Source organism: Streptomyces sp. NPDC006743 (assembly GCF_040703815.1).
Lineage (GTDB): Bacteria > Actinomycetota > Actinomycetes > Streptomycetales > Streptomycetaceae > Streptomyces.
Genome location: NZ_JBEYJA010000008.1, coordinates 20,831 through 36,800 on the forward strand (window position 1 = coordinate 20,831; position 15,970 = coordinate 36,800).

14 protein-coding genes are annotated in these 15,970 nt (G+C 73.1%); 5 read left to right on the plus strand and 9 right to left on the minus strand.

What is annotated here, in order from left to right; genetic code table 11:
* Nucleotides 1-116 precede the first annotated feature (116 nt).
* Nucleotides 117-1,535, minus strand: a complete 1,419-nt coding sequence (locus ABZ719_RS09405) for an amino acid permease (RefSeq protein ID WP_366724613.1) — start codon at nt 1,533-1,535, stop codon at nt 117-119.
* Between the two features lie 470 nt (nt 1,536-2,005).
* Between ABZ719_RS09405 and ABZ719_RS09410 the strand changes: the two genes are divergently transcribed.
* Nucleotides 2,006-3,067, plus strand: coding sequence for an ABC transporter permease (locus ABZ719_RS09410; protein ID WP_366724614.1), 1,062 nt, complete (start codon nt 2,006-2,008; stop codon nt 3,065-3,067).
* Nucleotides 3,068-3,275: 208 nt separating this feature from the next.
* Entirely contained in the window at nt 3,276-3,638 is a 363-nt protein-coding gene (locus ABZ719_RS09415) for a DUF1330 domain-containing protein (protein ID WP_366724615.1), read from the plus strand.
* Here the strand turns inward: ABZ719_RS09415 and ABZ719_RS09420 are convergent.
* Complete coding sequence (locus ABZ719_RS09420; RefSeq protein ID WP_366724616.1) at nt 3,635-4,612, minus strand: LysR family transcriptional regulator; 978 nt, start codon at nt 4,610-4,612, stop codon at nt 3,635-3,637. The genes ABZ719_RS09415 and ABZ719_RS09420 overlap by 4 nt on opposite strands.
* Before the next feature lie 186 nt (nt 4,613-4,798).
* Between ABZ719_RS09420 and snpA the strand changes: the two genes are divergently transcribed.
* Both snpA and ABZ719_RS09430 read left to right on the plus strand, forming a co-directional pair.
* Entirely contained in the window at nt 4,799-5,500 is a 702-nt protein-coding gene (gene snpA, locus ABZ719_RS09425) for a snapalysin (RefSeq protein ID WP_366724617.1), read from the plus strand.
* 254 nt (nt 5,501-5,754) lie between these two features.
* Nucleotides 5,755-6,453, plus strand: coding sequence for a class I SAM-dependent methyltransferase (locus tag ABZ719_RS09430; protein WP_366724618.1), 699 nt, complete (start codon nt 5,755-5,757; stop codon nt 6,451-6,453).
* Nucleotides 6,454-6,469: 16 nt separating this feature from the next.
* On the opposite strand, the gene ABZ719_RS09435 is transcribed toward ABZ719_RS09430, so the two are convergent.
* Nucleotides 6,470-7,207 (minus strand): class I SAM-dependent methyltransferase, encoded by a 738-nt coding sequence (locus ABZ719_RS09435; RefSeq protein WP_366724619.1) that lies wholly within the window; start codon nt 7,205-7,207, stop codon nt 6,470-6,472.
* A 185-nt stretch (nt 7,208-7,392) separates the two neighbouring features.
* Between ABZ719_RS09435 and ABZ719_RS09440 the strand changes: the two genes are divergently transcribed.
* The gene (locus tag ABZ719_RS09440; RefSeq protein WP_366724620.1) at nt 7,393-7,977 is read left to right on the plus strand and encodes a TerD family protein; all 585 of its coding nucleotides are present in this window, start codon (nt 7,393-7,395) and stop codon (nt 7,975-7,977) included.
* A 40-nt stretch (nt 7,978-8,017) separates the two neighbouring features.
* Here ABZ719_RS09440 and ABZ719_RS09445 read toward each other — a convergent pair whose 3' ends face one another.
* The 6 genes from ABZ719_RS09445 to ABZ719_RS09470 form a co-directional block, all read right to left on the minus strand.
* Nucleotides 8,018-8,635, minus strand: a complete 618-nt coding sequence (locus ABZ719_RS09445; RefSeq protein ID WP_366724621.1) for a DinB family protein — start codon at nt 8,633-8,635, stop codon at nt 8,018-8,020.
* 212 nt (nt 8,636-8,847) lie between these two features.
* Nucleotides 8,848-11,175, minus strand: a complete 2,328-nt coding sequence (locus ABZ719_RS09450) for a GH92 family glycosyl hydrolase (protein WP_366724622.1) — start codon at nt 11,173-11,175, stop codon at nt 8,848-8,850.
* A gap of 373 nt (nt 11,176-11,548) precedes the next feature.
* The gene (locus ABZ719_RS09455) at nt 11,549-12,529 is read right to left on the minus strand and encodes a hydroxyacid dehydrogenase (protein ID WP_366724777.1); all 981 of its coding nucleotides are present in this window, start codon (nt 12,527-12,529) and stop codon (nt 11,549-11,551) included.
* A 116-nt stretch (nt 12,530-12,645) separates the two neighbouring features.
* Entirely contained in the window at nt 12,646-13,527 is an 882-nt protein-coding gene (locus tag ABZ719_RS09460; protein ID WP_366724623.1) for a carbohydrate ABC transporter permease, read from the minus strand.
* Nucleotides 13,524-14,498, minus strand: a complete 975-nt coding sequence (locus ABZ719_RS09465; protein WP_366724624.1) for a sugar ABC transporter permease — start codon at nt 14,496-14,498, stop codon at nt 13,524-13,526. Before ABZ719_RS09465 ends, ABZ719_RS09460 begins: the two co-directional genes overlap by 4 nt.
* A complete protein-coding gene (locus ABZ719_RS09470; protein ID WP_366724625.1) occupies nt 14,495-15,835 on the minus strand; it encodes a sugar ABC transporter substrate-binding protein in 1,341 nt (446 codons plus the stop codon). The genes ABZ719_RS09465 and ABZ719_RS09470 overlap by 4 nt, the downstream gene beginning before the upstream one ends.
* Nucleotides 15,836-15,970 lie beyond the last annotated feature (135 nt).

Genomic DNA, 15,970 nt, shown 5'->3' on the forward strand with positions numbered 1-15,970 from the left:
TGATCGTCACACTGTGATACATAACGATCTTCACCCCGGGATGCCGACGCCACCACGCCCGCTCCCGTCGGCTTCACCCCGTCGGCTTCACCCCGTCGGCGGTGCGGCGGCCGTCCTCACGGGGTCCTGGTCCGCCGGGCCGCCATCACCGCGTACACCAGGACGCCCGCGAACAGGAACAGCACCCCCTGGTACACGGCCGCGTAGCCGGCGCCCGCCACCAGCCACATCGAGAAGGCCGCCGCGACCGCCGCCACCACGGAGTCCCGCACCAGGCGCGCCCGGTCCACCAGGTGGCGGCGTCCGGCGACCAGGTGGAAGATCTGCGCGGCGGTGGCCAGCAGGTAGGGCACGGTCGCGGTGAACGTGGTGACCAGGACGAGGACCTGGAACACCTTGGCCGAACCCGAGGTGTAGTTGTAGACGGTGAGCAGGGAGGCGAGGACGACGGTGACGCCCACGCCGACGGTCGGCACCCCGCGCCGCCGCCGCGCGAAGGCCGCGGGGAACAGGCCGTCCTGTGCGGCGGCGTACGGCGTCTGGGCGCTCAGCAGCGTCCAGCCGTTGAGGCAGCCGGTCATCGACACCAGCGCGGCGAGCGCGACGGCCCAGCCGCCCCAGGCGCCGCCGAACATGGCGTTCACGGCGTCCGAGAAGGGCGCGGAGGATCCGACCAGCCGGCTGTGCGCGACCGTGCCGAAGACGGACAGCGTGCCCAGCAGATAGACGAGGGCCGCGCCGGCGGTGCCGATGACGGTGGCCCGTCCGACGTTGCGCCGCGGGTTCCTCACCTCTCCCGCGCTGACGGCGGCGGACTCCACGCCGAGGTAGGAGAAGAGCAGGATCGCCGCGGAGGCGGAGACGGCGCCGACCGCGCTGGTGCCGCTCGCGTTGAAGGGGCCCAGGTTGTGCGGGTCGAAGAAGAACAGCCCGCCGACCGCGACCAGCAGCAGCGGCACGAACTTCAGCACCGTCGAGACGACCTGCACGGCGCCCACGTACCGGGTGCCCGCGAAGTTGGCGAGCGCGGGCAGCCACTGGATGGTGAGCGCGGCCAGGCAGGCGCTCCACCGGTGGCCGTTCACCGGGATCAGCACGTCGAGGTAGCCGACGGCGGCCACGGCGAGGGCGGCGTTCGACACCCAGGTGGTGATCCAGTACGCCCAGGCGGCCAGGAAGCCGGCGAAGTCGCCGAAGGCCTCGCGGGCGTAGACGTAGGGGCCGCCGGTGCGCGGATCGCGCTGGGCGAGCCGTCCGAAGACCAGCGCGAGAGCGATGGCGCCCACCGTCAGGACGCCGAAGGCGACCAGGCTGACCGTGCCGAAGGGGGCCACGGACGCCGGGAGCAGGAAGATGCCGCCGCCGATGATGTTGCCCATGACCAGGGCGGTGGCGACGGGCAGCCCGAAGCGGCGGGCGTGCCTGCCGGCGGCGGGGTCCGGGGCCCCGGCGGGGGCGTTCCCGGCGGGGACGGCGGCCGTGGGGTTCTCCCCGGGGGCCGTGGCCGGCTGCGGGGAGGTCCCGGGGACGTGCATGGGGTGGTGCGCCTCTCGTCGGACAGAGCCCGGGATCGCCGGGCACGCCCCATGGTCGGGCAGGATCGGGCCTTCCTCCAAATCACACGGGTTTGTCCGGTATGGGCCCGCCTGGTGCCGGAAAAAGTGCGCCCCGGTGCGCTCCGGGGCGGGAATCGTACGGGAGGGTCTGCCGGGCGCGCTCAGGAACGAAGGCGCGGGCCGCCGCCGGGAGCGATGCGCAGGCGCGGGGCGGCCCCCGGACGTGTGCCCGCAGGCGCGGGCCGCCTCCAGAAGCACCCCCGGCAGGGCGGGCGGCCTCCCGGGGGCGGCTCGGCAGGGAAGCACGGCCGCTTCCGGACGCGCATCCGGAGACGTGGGTCGCCTCCGGACCCTCGGAAGGGCGGGTCGCCCGTAGCGGTGGGCTCAGGAGGGCGGGCCGGGCGCGCTCGGCGAGAGGAGTGGTGGCGGTATGACCTAGCGTGGTCGGCATGTCCGAACTGCCGCACGGTGAGCACGGTCGTCCGCCCACGCCGGGAGAGCGCTGGGCCGCCTTCCGGAAGTCCCCCTTCCTGCCCGCGACCGTCCTCGCGCTGATCCTCGCCGCCGCGGCCGGGCTCTTCGCCGGCTCCTACACGTACGCCATGGCCAACCCCACCCCGCACACCATCCCCACCGCGGTCGTCGGCGCCTACGACCAGCCGGAGGGCCGGCGCTTCATCACCGGCATGGAGGAGGCGCTCGCCGCCTCGCTGAAGCTGCGCCCCTACGCCGGCCTGCCCGCGGCCCGGACGGCCGTGGACGACCAGAAGGTGTTCGCCGTGCTGGAGGTCCCCACCGGCGGCGGGCCCGTCGTCCTCGACGTGTCCGGCGCCTCGGGCGCGACCGTCGCCCAGGTCCTGGAGGAATCGGCGCAGCAGGTGGGCCGGGCCACCGGCATCCCGGTGACCGTCCGCGATCTCAACCCGCTCCAGCACGGCGACCCGCGCGGCCTCGCGATCTTCTACATCTCGCTCGCCGCCGTGATCATCGGCTTCGTCGGCGCCATCCAGCTCAGCGTCCACGCCCGGGCACTGAACCCGCTGGAGCGCATCGCCTTCACCGTGGGCTACGCCCTGCTCGGCGGCTTCGTGATCGCGGCGGTGGTGGACTGGATGCTCGGCGCCCTGAACCTGCCGTTCGTCGAGTCCTGGCTGATCCTGGCGCTGACCATGTTCGCCTCCGGCATGGTCTTCACCATGTTCAACACCCTCTTCGGACGCTGGGCCATGCTGCCGACGTGGGGGCTGATGGTGCTGCTGGGCAACCCATCCTCCGGCGGCGCGGTCTCCTGGCCCCTCCTGCCCTCGCCCCTCGGTCAGATCGGCCGCTGGCTGCCGCCCGGCGCCTCGGTCAACGCCCAGCACACCGCCGTCTACTTCGCCGGGCACCAGCACGCCTTCCCCTTCCTCGTCCTCGCCGCCTGGGCCGTAGTCTCCTGTGCCGTCTTCTGGGGCTGGCGCCACCGACACCCCGGCGGCCGCCAGGCGCGCCCGGCCCACGCGGCCGGCTGACGGACCGGATCCGGCGTGGGGGCCGGCCGGCGGTCCGGAACCGGTACACGCGGCCGGCCGGCGGACACATCCGGCCCTCGCGGCCGGGCGGCGGACCGGACGCCCGGTGCGCCGCTTACCTGACGGGTCATCGACCCCGCTCCGCCCCGGTGCGACGATCGTGGCCGTACACCGCACAGCCCGCAGGGCCGACCGACCGGAGGACGTCATGACCGCCTACGCCATCGCCCACCTGCGCGACGCCGCCCCGCACCCGGAGATCGCCGAGTACATCGAGCGGATCACCGCCACCTTCGCGCCGTACGGCGGCCGCTTCCTGGTGCACGCCACGCCGCACGAGGTGAAGGAGGGCGCCTGGCCCGGTCACGTCGTCGTCATCGGGTTCCCCGGGATCGGCGAGGCCAGGGCCTGGTGGGACTCGCCCGCCTACCAGGAGATCGCGCCCCTGCGCTCCCGCCACATCGAGGGCGACATCATCCTGGTCCCGGGCGTCCCCGAGGACTACGACCCGGCCGGCACCGTACAGGCGATGCGCGAGGCCATGGCCGCCGGGGGGCCGGCCCGGAGCTAGGTGTGCCCCCAGCACCGGACGCCGCGAGCTGATCGGACTCCCCTTTCGTCCGCAGCTCTGAGCCACTCGCGGTACGCCGGTGCCTGGAAGGCCGCCTCCCAGTACGCCTCCTCCAACTCGGCGTAACTGCCCTCCAGTTCCTCCTCCGCGCGGGCCGCGAGCAGCAGCCGCACCCCTATCGGGTCACCCTGGAGCGGCCGGATGGCGAGGTCCGCCCGGGGCAGCGCCGTCGGCTGGCTGACCGTCACCACCTCCCCGGTGGCGGCCAGGGAGTAGGCGGTGAGGTAGTCCCCGTGCAGCACGTCGGGCTGCAGCCCCGCCGCGCGCAGCACCCGGCACACGGCGTCCCACTCGCCGTCGACCGTCGAGTCGACCATCCAGCGGTCCGCCGCGAGATCGCACAGCGGCACCTCGCGCCGCGCCGCCGCCGGATGGTCGGCGGCCAGGCAGACGAACTGCGGCTCGCGCTCCACCAGCACCCGCACGCGCAGACCGGGCGGCACGCGCAGCGGACTGCCCTCGACCTCGTGCACGAACGCCGTGTCGAGCCGGCCCGAGGCGACCATGCCCAGCAGGGCGTTCGCGGAGACGTCCATCTGCAGCGTCGGTTCGGTCCGGGGCGTACGGGCACGCAGCCGCCGCAGCCAGCCGGGCAGGGCGCGGCTCGCGGTGGCGCCGATGCGCAGGCGGGGACCTGCGACCGCGCGGGCGGCGGCCGCGCGGGTCTCGGTGACCAGCGCGCTCAGTTCGGTGACGAGGGGGCGGGCCCGGCTCAGGACCGCGAGTCCCAGCGGTGTGGGCCGGCAGCCGGTGCGCGCGCGGACGAAGAGCTGACCGCCGAGCGTGTGCTCGATGCGGCGCAGCTGGGTGCTCAACGAAGGCTGCGCCATGCCGAGTTCGCGCGCCGCCCGGTGCAGACTGCCGGTGTCGGCGATGGCGCAGAGTACGCGCAGGTGCCTCACCTCGAGCTCCATGAGGGGGAGCGTAGGGGGGCGCGGCCGGACCGCACCAGATGTTCAAACCCCAACGGAACCGTACGAGTCGGCCCCCGATAGCTCCGCGCTATCCCCAGTTGCCATCATCCCGCGGGCGTTGGCCTGCCCGAGACTCGTGCGCAACCGATCGTTCACCCCACATCGAACGAGTAGGAGCCCCCCATCATGTCGCGTTCCACGACAGCCAAGTCCGCGAAGTCCTCCAGGAGACTCGTGGCCCTCGCGCTCGGACTCGGTCTGGCGTCCGCCGCGCTGGGCACCGCGATGCCGGCGAGTGCGGCCCCGGACACCGGGTCGGCAGCCTCCGCCACCACCGCCGTCGCCCGGTACACGGGCTCCGCCGGGCACGCCGCCGACAACCAGGCGTTCTTCGACGCCGTGCTGAAGTCGGTCGCCGAGAAGCAGGCTGCCCACCCGAACCTGAAGTCGGTGACCGTCTACTACAACGCCTCCCAGGCGCCGAGCTTCCGCTCGCAGATATCGAGCGCCGCCTCCATCTGGAACAGCTCCGTCTCGAACGTGAAGCTGGCGGCGACCTCGGGCCAGGGCGACTTCGCCTACTACGAGGGCAACGACCCGTCGAACGGGTCCTACGCCTCCACCGACGGCCACGGCAGCGGCTACATCTTCCTGGACTACTCGCAGAACCAGCAGTACGACTCGATCCGTGTCGTCGCGCACGAGACCGGGCACGTGCTCGGGCTGCCGGACCACTACAGCGGCCCGTGCAGCGAGTTGATGTCGGGCGGCGGCCCCGGCCCGTCCTGCACCAACCGCTACCCGAACTCCACCGAACGCTCCCGGGTGAACCAGCTGTGGGCGAACGGCCTGGCCAAGGCGCTGGAGAAGGCCGTCAGCGCGCGCTGACGCCCCGGCGGCCGGCCCACTGCACGACCCGCGCGGACCGTGGCCCTGCCACGGTCCGCGCGGGGCGTGTTCCGGCCACCACCCCTCCCGCGCGTGGTCCCGGCGGTACTGTCGCACCGTGCGGGCCCGCGGACGGCGCGGGCGGGCGCGGCGCACGGTCCGCGGCGAGGCGGCACCGAGGGCGGTGCACGTCCGCGGCGGCGCACGCACGCGCAGCGCACGTCGCACGACGAGGCACGAGGGGGAGAGACCGCATGAGCAGTCCCACCGGCCCGAGCGGCCAGGGCACCGGGCCGCGCGACCGCACGGGTCAGGCCGAGGCCTTCGACTCCATCGGCGAGCGCTACGACGCGGCCTTCCCTCACAAGGACGGCCAGATCGAGGCGACGGACTGGCTCGTGGCGTCCCTGCCCGCCGGGGCCCGGGTCCTGGACCTGGGGTGCGGCACGGGTGTGCCGACCGCCCGGCGGCTGGCTCAGGCGGGCCTGGACGTCGTGGGCGTCGACCTGTCGGCCAGGATGGTCGCGCTGGCCCGTGCGCAGGTGCCCGGGGCGCGGTTCCATCAGGGCGACCTCGCCGACGTGAGGCCCCACGGCCCCCTCGACCTGGGCCGGTTCGACGCGGTCGCGGCCTTCTTCTCCCTGCTCATGCTGCCCCGGGCGGAGATCCCGGGTGTGCTGTCCTCGGTCCGTGAACTGCTCGTGCCCCAGGGGCTGTTCGCGCTCTCGATGGTGGAGGCCGACGCGGACGATCTGCCCGTCGCGTTCCTCGGCAGCACGATCCGCGTCTCCGGTCATCCACGGCGCGAGCTGCGCGCGGTGGTGGAGCGGGCCGGCTTCGAGGTCGTGGAGGAGTCCTCCCGCTCGTACGCGCCCGACGCCCCCGACCCCGCCGACGGCCCGGGAGCACCGCCCGAGGTGCAGCTCTTCCTGCGCTGCCGGCGGCTCGGCTGAGGCACCGGCCGCCGGTTCACCCCGATGTCGGGCGCAGGACCAGGCACACGAAGCCGAAGCAGTCCCGGTAGACGCGCAGCCATTCCTCGCGGTGGGTGTCCGCGACCGCGAGGGCCTCGGCGCTGTCGGGGTCGGCGGGGTGGTCCAGCGCCCACGCGGCCAGCGAACCGGTCCACGCCCACTCGTAGGCGTCCAGTTCCCCGCGCGAGCTGATGTGCCCGCCGACGGGTGTCCAGCCGTCGGCCGTGACGGTGTCCATGACGGCCGGGAGCCCACCGAGGTCCCCGAGCATCTCCACGGCCTCGGGGGAGGGCGCCCGCTCCCAGAAGCCGTCCCCGATCAGGAGCCGTCCGCCCGGCGCCAGATGGCGGCGCGCCGCCTCCAGGGTGGCGCGCAGTCCGCCGAAGGCGTGCGTGGCCCCCACGCTGAGCACCACGTCGAAGGGGTGCGCGGCGGTGAAGCCGGCCGCGTCCTCGTGGTGGAGCACCAGGCGGTCCCGCACCCCGAGGGCGTGTGCGGCCTCCCGGGCGCGGGCCAGGGCGTCACCGGAGACGTCCACCCCCTCGGCGCGCAGCCGGGGGTGCGCGCCGAGCGCGCGCAGCAGCCACTCGGCCCCGCCGCAGCCCAGGTCGAGCACCCGCGCGTCCTCACGGGGCAGGGCGCGGTCCAGCAGCAGGCGTACGGAGTCGTCGTCGAGCGGGGCGGCGATCGGATGGCCGGCGTGGGCGAGCAGCGAGATCTGAGCACGGTTCACCGGCCGAGCGTGACACGGGCCGCGGACCCGGCGCACCGGCTTTTCTGGCGGCCGGGCGGGCGGCGCACCGTCCGGGAAGGATTTTCCCGGACGAAGGAGGGCAGGGCGGACCCGGCGTGGAACGCACCGGGCGTCCCAGGCACACTTTGGGTGTCGCACTCCCCTGACCAGAGGATGACCAACCGATGATTACGCTGACGAAGGAAGACGGCCCGGCGGACCTGGACGGTGTCACGCATCTGTCCATCGGAGTGTCCTGGGACCCCACGGCGGGCGCCAGCGGCGGCGTGATGGGCATGCTCCGCCGCAAGACGGGCACGGACCTGGACCTGATCGCCATCGCGATGCAGGGCGGGGACCCGGTGCGGCTGGCGGGTCTCGACTCCCTCGACCCCATGGGCAACGGGTCCCTGGTGCACAGCGGCGACAACCAGACCGGCCGGGGCGACGGCGACGACGAGACGGTGACCGTGGAGTTCGCCCGGATCCCGCAGCAGATCACCTCGATCGTCTTCGTGGCCGCCGCCTTCAAGAAGGGCAGCTCCTTCCAGAAGGCGCGCAACATCAGCTTCAAGGTGTACGACGCGACGGGCGGCAGCTCCCAGCAGGTCGCCGACATCTGGCCCAGCCTGCTCAGCCAGGACAACGGCTGCGCCGTGGCCAAGGCGGTGCGCGTGGGCGGCTCGTGGAAGCTCGAGGTGATCAACACGACGGGCAAGATCAAGCAGGGCGACGAGCACGCGCTGATGCGCTTCGCCGTGAGCAAGTGATGCCGGGCCCGGGGCGGCGTGCCCCGGGCCGCCCGCCCGGTCAGTGCCCCCGGGCGCGGTGGAGATCGCGGATCAGGGCGATCTCGGCCCCGTGGTGCAGCACTTCCTGGTTGACCCACCACACGATGTCGATGAACGGCTCCTCGGGATCACTGCCGTGCGGGTAGGTGCAGTACCCCACGGTGTCGAGCGCGTCGTCGTCCACGCCCAGCAGTGCCCGCCGCCAGGCGGCCGCACCGGCGTCGAAGGCGGCGATCGCCTCCGTCGCGCTCCCGGGGACCGGATGGACGTCCCGGTTCAGCGCGTGCGCACCCGCCGTGTGATCGGCGCGCAGCGCCAGCATCTCGCCGAGGTGGCTCAGCCGCCAGGCGATGGTGGTGAACGGCGGCGGCCACGGGTGCGGGTACGGCGCGGCGTCCCGCCCCCACGCGCCGGCGCCGGCCAGCAGCGTGGCCCGCGGTCCGGGCCCCTGCGACCGCCGGCGCACCGACCAGCAGGCGGGCACCGGTTCCCAGAAGTACTCCTCGTCGGTCATGGCCGAGACCTCGGTCCCGGTCCCGTCACCGCTGTCCATGACGGGACCCGCCAGCCGGGCGCTCAGACGCTCGCGCGCGAAGTCGAACTGGGCCAGCAGGGGGACGAGGCGGGGCGGGATCACGGGACACTCCTGGGTGGGCGGGCCGCCCTCCGGCGGGGCGGCCGGCCCGCCACACTGTCACAGCGGGCCAAAAGCGGCACCCGCTTTTCCACCGGCCCCGAGGACGGACCGGTGCGTCACCGGGGCGGGTGTGCCGCGAGCCGGTGTGCCGCGGGGCCGGTGCGCCGGGTGACGCGGGCGCGGCCCCGCCGGTGACGGGGCCGCGCGAGCGGTCAGTTCAGCGCGGGAGGACCGGCCTGGGCGTCCGTGCCCCACGCCGAGGGCGTGCCGCCCACGGTGAACGCCAGCGACCGCATGTGCCGCAGGTCGTCCGTCGTGAGGTACGTGCGGCCGTACGCGGAGCCGTCGACACGCGCCGACTGGATGTAGTGCCGGGCGTCCGAGGTGCCGGGTGCCGTGATCGTCAGCGAACCGTGCGGGTAGTAGCGCCGGTCGAGGGTCAGGTCCACCCGGTCGAAGACGGGGGTGGACAGGCCCCAGGTGTCGTAGCCGGGCTGCACCGGGAAGACACCGATCGACGAGAGCACGTTCCAGGCGGACATGGTGCCCAGGTCGTCGTTCCCGGTCATCCCGGTCGGGGTGTCCGTGAACAGGGTCAGGGCGGCGTGCACCACGTCGGTCGTCTTCCACGGCTGCCCGGTCGACAGGTACGTGTAGGGCGCGATGAGGTCGGGCTCGTTCTGCGGGTTGTACTTGTCCGCGTTGTAGTAGTCGTAGGGACCGTTCACCCACACCTCGCGGGCGGTCTTCGCCGGGTCCTTCACCAACTGGTCGTAGGCGAAGAAGGAGTCCAGCCGGTCGTTGGCCGCCTGCTCGCCGCCGATCAGGCCGATCATGCCGGGCAGGTCCTGCGGCACCAGCCACTGGTACTGCCAGGCCGTGCCCTCGTGGAACCCTTCGCTCTGCGCCGGGTCGGCCGGTCCGGTGAAGGCGCCGGAGGCGTCACGGGCGCGGAAGAAGCCCGTCGAGGCGTCGAAGATCCGCCGGTAGTTCTGCGCCCGCGCGGCATAGCGGGCCGCGTCCGCGTCGTGGCCGAGACCGCGGGCCATCTCGGCGAGCATGGCGTCCGACAGGGCGTACTCCAGCGTCGCCGACGGGCCGTGGTCGTAGTCCGAGTCGCCGGGCTTGGCGTGCGGGCGGCCCTTGATGTACGGCGCGAAGCCCTCGGCGAGGTACTCCTTGTTGGCCTCGCGGCCCACGGCCGGGGAGTCGGCGGGCGGGACGCCGTCGGCGTTCTTCTTCAGGGCCCGGTAGGCGCGGTCCTCGTAGCCCTTGAGCAGGCCCTGCTGGTAGGCGTTGGTCAGGAACGGGGTGACCGGGTCGCCGGTCATGATGTTCGTCTCGACCGTGCCGTAGCCCCACTTGGGCAGCCAGCCGCTCTCCTCGTCGATGTGGATGACGGAGATCGCCATGTCGCGCGCCTCACGCGGCGCGAGCAGCGACAGCAGCTGCGACTGGGTGCGGTAGGTGTCCCACAGCGACCAGTTCTGGTAGTAGGTGAAGCCTCGCGCGCGGTGCACGCGCTGGTCCCAGCCGGTGTAGCGGCCGTCGACGTCGCTGCCGACGTTGGGCGCGAGGAACGACCGGTACAGGGACGAGTAGAAGGTGCGGCGCAGAGTGTCGCTGCCACCCCGCACCCGGACGTCGTCCAGCCGGTCCTCCCACGCGCGCTGCGCGGCCTGGCGCACCTTGTCGAAGGAACGCCCGCCCTCGGCACGGAGGTTGAGGGCGGCTCCACGCGCGTCGACGTAGGACAGCGCGGTGGTCGCCTCCACCGTGCGGTCGTGGGTCGTGTCGAAGCGGACGTAGGCGCCGTCCTGCCCGGTCCGGGACCCGGCGGTCACGGTGGAGCCGTTCCAGGTGCCGTACGCGGTGAAGGGCCGGTCGAAGCGGGTGATCGTGTACACGGTGTACGGCTCGGTGTCCTGGCAGAAGCCGCTGCCCGTGATGGCGGTGCGCACGGTCCGGTTGTCGAGCACCTCGACCCTGGTGGAGAGCGTCCGGTGCAGCGACTGGCCCGCGTCCAGCAGGACGTTGGCCTTGTCGGTGGCCGGGAAGGTGTAGCGCTGCACGCCCGTGCGGGCGGTCGCGCTCAGCTCGGCGCCGATGCCGTTCTTCAGCCCGACCTTGTAGTAGCCGGGGCTCGCCTTCTCGGTGTCGTGGCTGAACTCCGCCTGGTACTTGGCGTAGTCGGTCTCGGTGACGTCCCCGGTGGTGGGCAGCACCGGCAGGTCGCCGCCGAGGCCGCACCCCACTCCGGAGAGGTGGACGAGCGAGAAGCCCCGGATGTGGTTCTGGGAGTGGTCGTAGCCGGTGTTGTGCCCGGTGTCCGGGGAGAACTGCACCATCCCGAACGGCACCGCCGCGCCGGGATAGGTGTTTCCCTCGTTCTCGGTGCCGATGAACGGATTGACGAGACCGGTGAGCGGGGTGTTCCGGACGCCGGCGGCCTGGGCCGTCGGCGCGGCCAGGGCGGCGCCGAGGAGCGCCGCCGCCGTCACGGCCGTTCCCGCCCCGCGTATGCGCTGGATCCATCTCATGGGCGTCAGCCCCTCTCCGCGAGCAACCGGACAACGTTGTCAGAAGCGGCGCTCATTCTTCGTCCTGTGCGTGTACTCGTCAAGAGTGGGTGCGGGCGCCGTGGGGGGAGACGGGCATCGGGGTCGGTCGCGACAGCGAGGCCGGGCCGGTACGGGGCCGCCCCGGCCCGGCCTCGCCCAAGAGGCCTTCGAGCGATGGTTGGTGACGCTGTGTCGGCGGGCCGCGCGGGCTGATCGCCGGCCTGTGCGCAGGGCGCCGCCGACGCTGCCCCGCGGGCAGGCGAGCCGCACGGGCAGCGCGCGCCGCGAGGTCCGGTGGCCCGGACCGGCCGCTCGGCCGCTTCCTTCGCTCGCGCCCCCGGCCCGGACGCTGTCAGGCGGAGCGCGGCGCGTCCTCGCGGCGGACGGCGTGCGCGAAGGGCAGTCCGGCCGTGTAGCGGGCCAGTTCGTCGGCGGCCGCGGCCGCCATGCGGTGCAGTTCGCCGCCGAGGGAGCCGGCGACGTGCGGGGTGAGGACGACGTTGGGCAGGTCGTACAAGGGCGAGTCGGCGGGCAGGACTTCAGGGACGGTGACGTCCAGGACCGCGTTGAGCCGGCCGGTGCGCAGCTCGGCGACGAGCGCGTCCTGGTCGACGAGGGAGCCGCGGGAGGTGTTCACCAAGGTGGCGTCGTCGCGGAACAGGGCGAGGCGGCGGCTGTCGATGAGGTGCCGGGTGGCGGGCAGTTCGGGGGCGTGCACCGTGACCACGTCGCTGGCCGCGCACAGCTCGTCCAGTTCCACCGCGCGGGCACCGAGCGCTGCGGCCTCGGCGGCACCGACGTAGGGATCGTGCAGCAGCAGGTCGAGGTCGTGGGGGCGGAGCAGTTCCAGGACCCGCCGGCCGATGCGGGAGGCGCCGACGACGCCGACCGTGCGCCGGTAGTTGCCGGCGCCGGCGTAGGCCGCCTGCCAGTCGTGGTCGGCGCGCCGGGTGCGGTAGTCCTCCCGGATGCGCAGCAGCTGCTTGTTGGCGAGCAGTACGGCGGCCACGGTGTACTCGGCGACCGGCAGCGCGTTGGCCCAGGCGGCCGAGGTCACCTGGATCCCGCGCCGCCAGCAGGCCTCGGTGATGTGGTGCTTGACCGAACCGGCGGCGTGGATGACGGCGCGCAGCCCGGGCGCCCGGTCCAGGACGGCCTCGTCCAGCGGCGGACAGCCCCAGCTGCTGACGATGACCTCCGTCCCGGCCAGCGCGGCGGCGGCCCGCTCGGCCGTGAAGTCGTCGACGACGAGGCCGGGGTCGAGGTCGGCGAGCGTGGTGAGCCGGGCCAGGGTGGCCGGGTCGATCAGCCGGGCGGCGAGATCGGTGTGCATGGCCAGCAGGGCGCGCGGGCGCCGGTGCCCCGAGGGGGCCGGGGCCGGCTGTGCGGCGGGTGCGGTCGGGGGGTTGGACACTCGGTTCTCCGGTACGTGTGGGGCAGGGGCGGACGTCACTTGACACTGCCTGCGGTGAGGCCGGCCTTCCAGTGGCGCTGCAGGGCGACGAAGGCGATGACCAGCGGGACGATGCCGAGCAGGGAGCCGGTGACGACCAGCGGGTAGTACTCGGGGAAGGCGTGGGACTGCGTGTTCCAGCTGTACAGGCCGAGGCTGACCGGGAAGAGCCGGTTGTCGGAGAGCATCACCAGGGGCAGGAAGAAGTTGTTCCAGATGGCGGTGAACTGGAACAGGAAGACCGTGACGAAACCGGGCATCACCATGCGCAGGCCCACCGACCAGAACGTCCGCAGCTCCCCGGCGCCGTCGATGCGGGCCGCCTCCAGCACCTCGCCCGGCACGTATCCGGCGCAGAAGACACGGGCCAGGTAGACCCCGAAGGGGTTGACGAGACTGGGGACGAAGACGGCCCAGAAGGTGTTGACGACGCCCAGCTCGGAAGCCAGCAGGTACATCGGCAGTGCCAGCGCGGTCGTCGGCACCAGCACGCCGAGCAACACCAGGCCGAAGAGCTTCTCCTTGCCGGGGAAGGAGTAGACGTGGAAGGCGTATCCCGCGCACACGCACACCAGCGCGCACAGCACGGCGCCGATCCCGGCGTACAGCAGCGAGTTGAGGTACCAGCGGAAATAGATGCCGTCCCCGGCGGTGGCCAGGGCGTGCAGGTTGGCGCCCAGGTGCCAGGTGGAGGGGGACAGGGAACGGCCGCCGAGCAGGTCGCCGGTGTTCTTGGCGGCGGCGGTCAGCAGCCAGCCGAGCGGCAGCAGGGTGTACGCGGTGGCGAGCACCAGGGCGCCGTTGACGGCGGTCCTGGACAGGGACCAGGGGCGGCCGCGCCCGCGGGCGGCACCGGACCGTGCGGTGGCGGTGGTCATACGGCGGCCTCCGTGGCGTGCTGGGACCGGGCCCGCCCGCCCCGGCCGCGGGTGGCGCGGGTGACGACGAAGGAGAGCGCGGCGGCGGCCAGGGCGAGCAGGACGGAGGACGCGGCGGCCAGGCCGTAGTCGTGCCGCTCGAAGGCCGCGGTGTAGGCGTACATGTTGGGGGACCAGGTGGAGACGACGCTGGGGGTGGTGCCGTGCAGGATCATCGGCTCGGTGAACAGCTGAAGCGAGCCGATGACGGTGAACAGGCCGACCACCGTGAGCGAGGAGCGGATCAGGGGGATCTTGATGCTGAGCGCGGTGCGCAGCGGACCGGCACCGTCGACCACCGCGGCCTCCAGCACCTCGCGCGGGATGGCCTGCAGCGCGGCGAAGAAGATCACCATGTTGTAGCCGGTCCACTCCCACACCGCCATGTTGACGACGGCCGGCAGGGGGTGGCCCAGCAGGTCGCTGCGGCCGCCGAAGGAGTTCAGGACGCCGATGACCGGGCTGATGCCCGGGGTGTACAGGTACACCCAGACCAGTGCGGCGATGGTGCCGGGCACCGCGTGCGGCAGGAACAGCGCGAGCTGGAAGAAGCGGCGGGCCCGCACCAGCGCGGAGTCCAGCAGCAGGGCGAGGACGAGGGCCAGCGCCATCATCAGCGGGATGTACAGCAGGCAGTACTGGAGCAGATTGGCGAAGCCGCCGCGGAAGGCGCTGTCGCCCAGGGCCCGGGTGTAGTTGCCGAGGCCGGTGAAGACGGTCTCGCTGCCGCCGAAGCCGAGACCGGAGCGGTGCTCCGCGTACAGGCTCAGGTAGACCGCGTAGCCGACCGGCACCAGGGTGGCGGCGGTGAAGAGCACGAAGAACGGGGCGAGCAGTACGGCGGGTGCCCCGTGGCGCCGCCGCCGAACGGCAGCGGTACGGGAGGGTGCGGCGGCAACCGCGCGGGCGGCCGTGGGAGCGGTGGGCGTCATCGGGCGGAGACCTTCAGACCGCGGGTCCTCATCTCGGCGACGGTGTCCTTCTGCGCGGTGGCGAGCGCCTGGGCGATGGTGCCGGAGCTGGAGGAGAGCTTGCCGAACGCGTCCTTGAGGGAGTTGTTGGTGACGCCCATCGCCGGCCCCCAGGTCCACTTCTGCCCGATGGACCCCGCGGCGCTCTTGTAGACGGCGTAGATGTCCTGGCCGCCGTAGAAGCGGGTGGAGAAGGCCTTCGCGGCGACCGGGACCAGCTCGGGGTCGGCCGGGTAGGCCGAGGAGTCGCCGGAGGAGATCCGGGCCTGGATGCCCTGCGCGGTCGTGGTGGCCCAGGTGGCGAACTCCACGGCCGCCTTCGCCTTCTTGCTGTCCTTGGAGACGGCGAAGGTGCTGCCGCCGAGCATGCCGCTGGCCGGGGCGCCGTTCCAGGAGGGCAGCGGGGCCACGGCCCACTTGCCGGACTGGTCCTGGGGGAGGGTGCCCTTCAGCACGCCGCCGCCCCAGGAGGCGCCGAGGTAGCCGGCGGTCTGCCCCTTCTGCAGCGAGGCCGTCCACTGCTGGCTGAAGGAGGGCTGCACCCGGACCAGGTCGTCGTCGATCATCTTCTGCCAGTAGGCGGCGACCTTCTGGGTGTCCGCCCCGTCGAGACCCACCTGCCAGGTGTCGCCCGAGGTGCCGAACCAGGGGGCGCCGGCCTGCCACGCCATCGCCTCGAAGGTGGTCGGGTCGTCGGGGAAGAAGGTGGCGATGCGGCTGCCCGGCTCGGCCTTCTTCAGCTTCTGGGCGGCCGAGCGGAACTCGTCCCACGTCGTGGGCGCCTTGATGCCGGCCTTGGCGAACAGGTCCTTGCGGTAGTAGAAGACCTGCGGCGCGGCGTCCAGCGGGAGCGCGTACGTGGCACCGCCGAGCGTGGTCAGCTGCACCGCCTGCGGCAGGTACTCGGCCTTCAGGTCGGAGCCGACGTACTGGCTGATGTCCTGCACCGCGCCCTGGCTGACGAAGTCGGGGAGCTGCGGGTACTCGACGTTGAAGACGTCGGGGGCGTTGCCGGCCTTGACCGCGTTGGACAGCTTGGCGTAGCCGCCGGCCGCGCCGGAGGGGATCTCCTCGTAGGTGACGTGGACGTCCTTGTGGGAGGCGTTGAAGGCGTCCACCACCTGCTTGGTCCCCTTGGCCCAGCCCCAGAAGGTGATGTCGGCGGGCTTGCCCGCCCCGGCCGACGGCCCGTCGTCACCCCCGCCGCAGGCGGCGAGGAGGGTGGCGGACAGGGCGGCGGCGGTGAAGGCGGCGGCGGTGCGGAGGGCTCTGCGACTGCGGGCAGGGGCAGCGGACATGGCTCGGCTCCTGGGAACGAGACGGGTGGAAGGTACCCGGTGGGAACCGGCGGCGACGAGGCCTGCCGGACTCCGTGGCCGTCGGGCCCGGGTAGGCACATCTTGAGAACACATCCGATCGAAGTCAATACCTAG

What these genes read in the sequence shown, in the direction of transcription:
- ABZ719_RS09430 (WP_366724618.1), top strand. Translation starts at nt 5,755, where the DNA reads ATGAGCAGTCCCACCGGCCCGAGCGGCCAGGGCACCGGGCCGCGCGAC.
- ABZ719_RS09460 (WP_366724623.1), bottom strand. Translation starts at nt 13,527, where the DNA reads ATGACCACCGCCACCGCACGGTCCGGTGCCGCCCGCGGGCGCGGCCGC.
- ABZ719_RS09440 (WP_366724620.1), top strand. Translation starts at nt 7,393, where the DNA reads ATGATTACGCTGACGAAGGAAGACGGCCCGGCGGACCTGGACGGTGTC.
- ABZ719_RS09465 (WP_366724624.1), bottom strand. Translation starts at nt 14,498, where the DNA reads ATGACGCCCACCGCTCCCACGGCCGCCCGCGCGGTTGCCGCCGCACCC.
- ABZ719_RS09470 (WP_366724625.1), bottom strand. Translation starts at nt 15,835, where the DNA reads ATGTCCGCTGCCCCTGCCCGCAGTCGCAGAGCCCTCCGCACCGCCGCC.
- ABZ719_RS09420 (WP_366724616.1), bottom strand. Translation starts at nt 4,612, where the DNA reads ATGGAGCTCGAGGTGAGGCACCTGCGCGTACTCTGCGCCATCGCCGAC.
- ABZ719_RS09405 (WP_366724613.1), bottom strand. Translation starts at nt 1,535, where the DNA reads ATGCACGTCCCCGGGACCTCCCCGCAGCCGGCCACGGCCCCCGGGGAG.
- ABZ719_RS09450 (WP_366724622.1), bottom strand. Translation starts at nt 11,175, where the DNA reads ATGAGATGGATCCAGCGCATACGCGGGGCGGGAACGGCCGTGACGGCG.
- snpA (WP_366724617.1), top strand. Translation starts at nt 4,799, where the DNA reads ATGTCGCGTTCCACGACAGCCAAGTCCGCGAAGTCCTCCAGGAGACTC.
- ABZ719_RS09415 (WP_366724615.1), top strand. Translation starts at nt 3,276, where the DNA reads ATGACCGCCTACGCCATCGCCCACCTGCGCGACGCCGCCCCGCACCCG.
- ABZ719_RS09410 (WP_366724614.1), top strand. Translation starts at nt 2,006, where the DNA reads ATGTCCGAACTGCCGCACGGTGAGCACGGTCGTCCGCCCACGCCGGGA.
- ABZ719_RS09455 (WP_366724777.1), bottom strand. Translation starts at nt 12,529, where the DNA reads ATGCACACCGATCTCGCCGCCCGGCTGATCGACCCGGCCACCCTGGCC.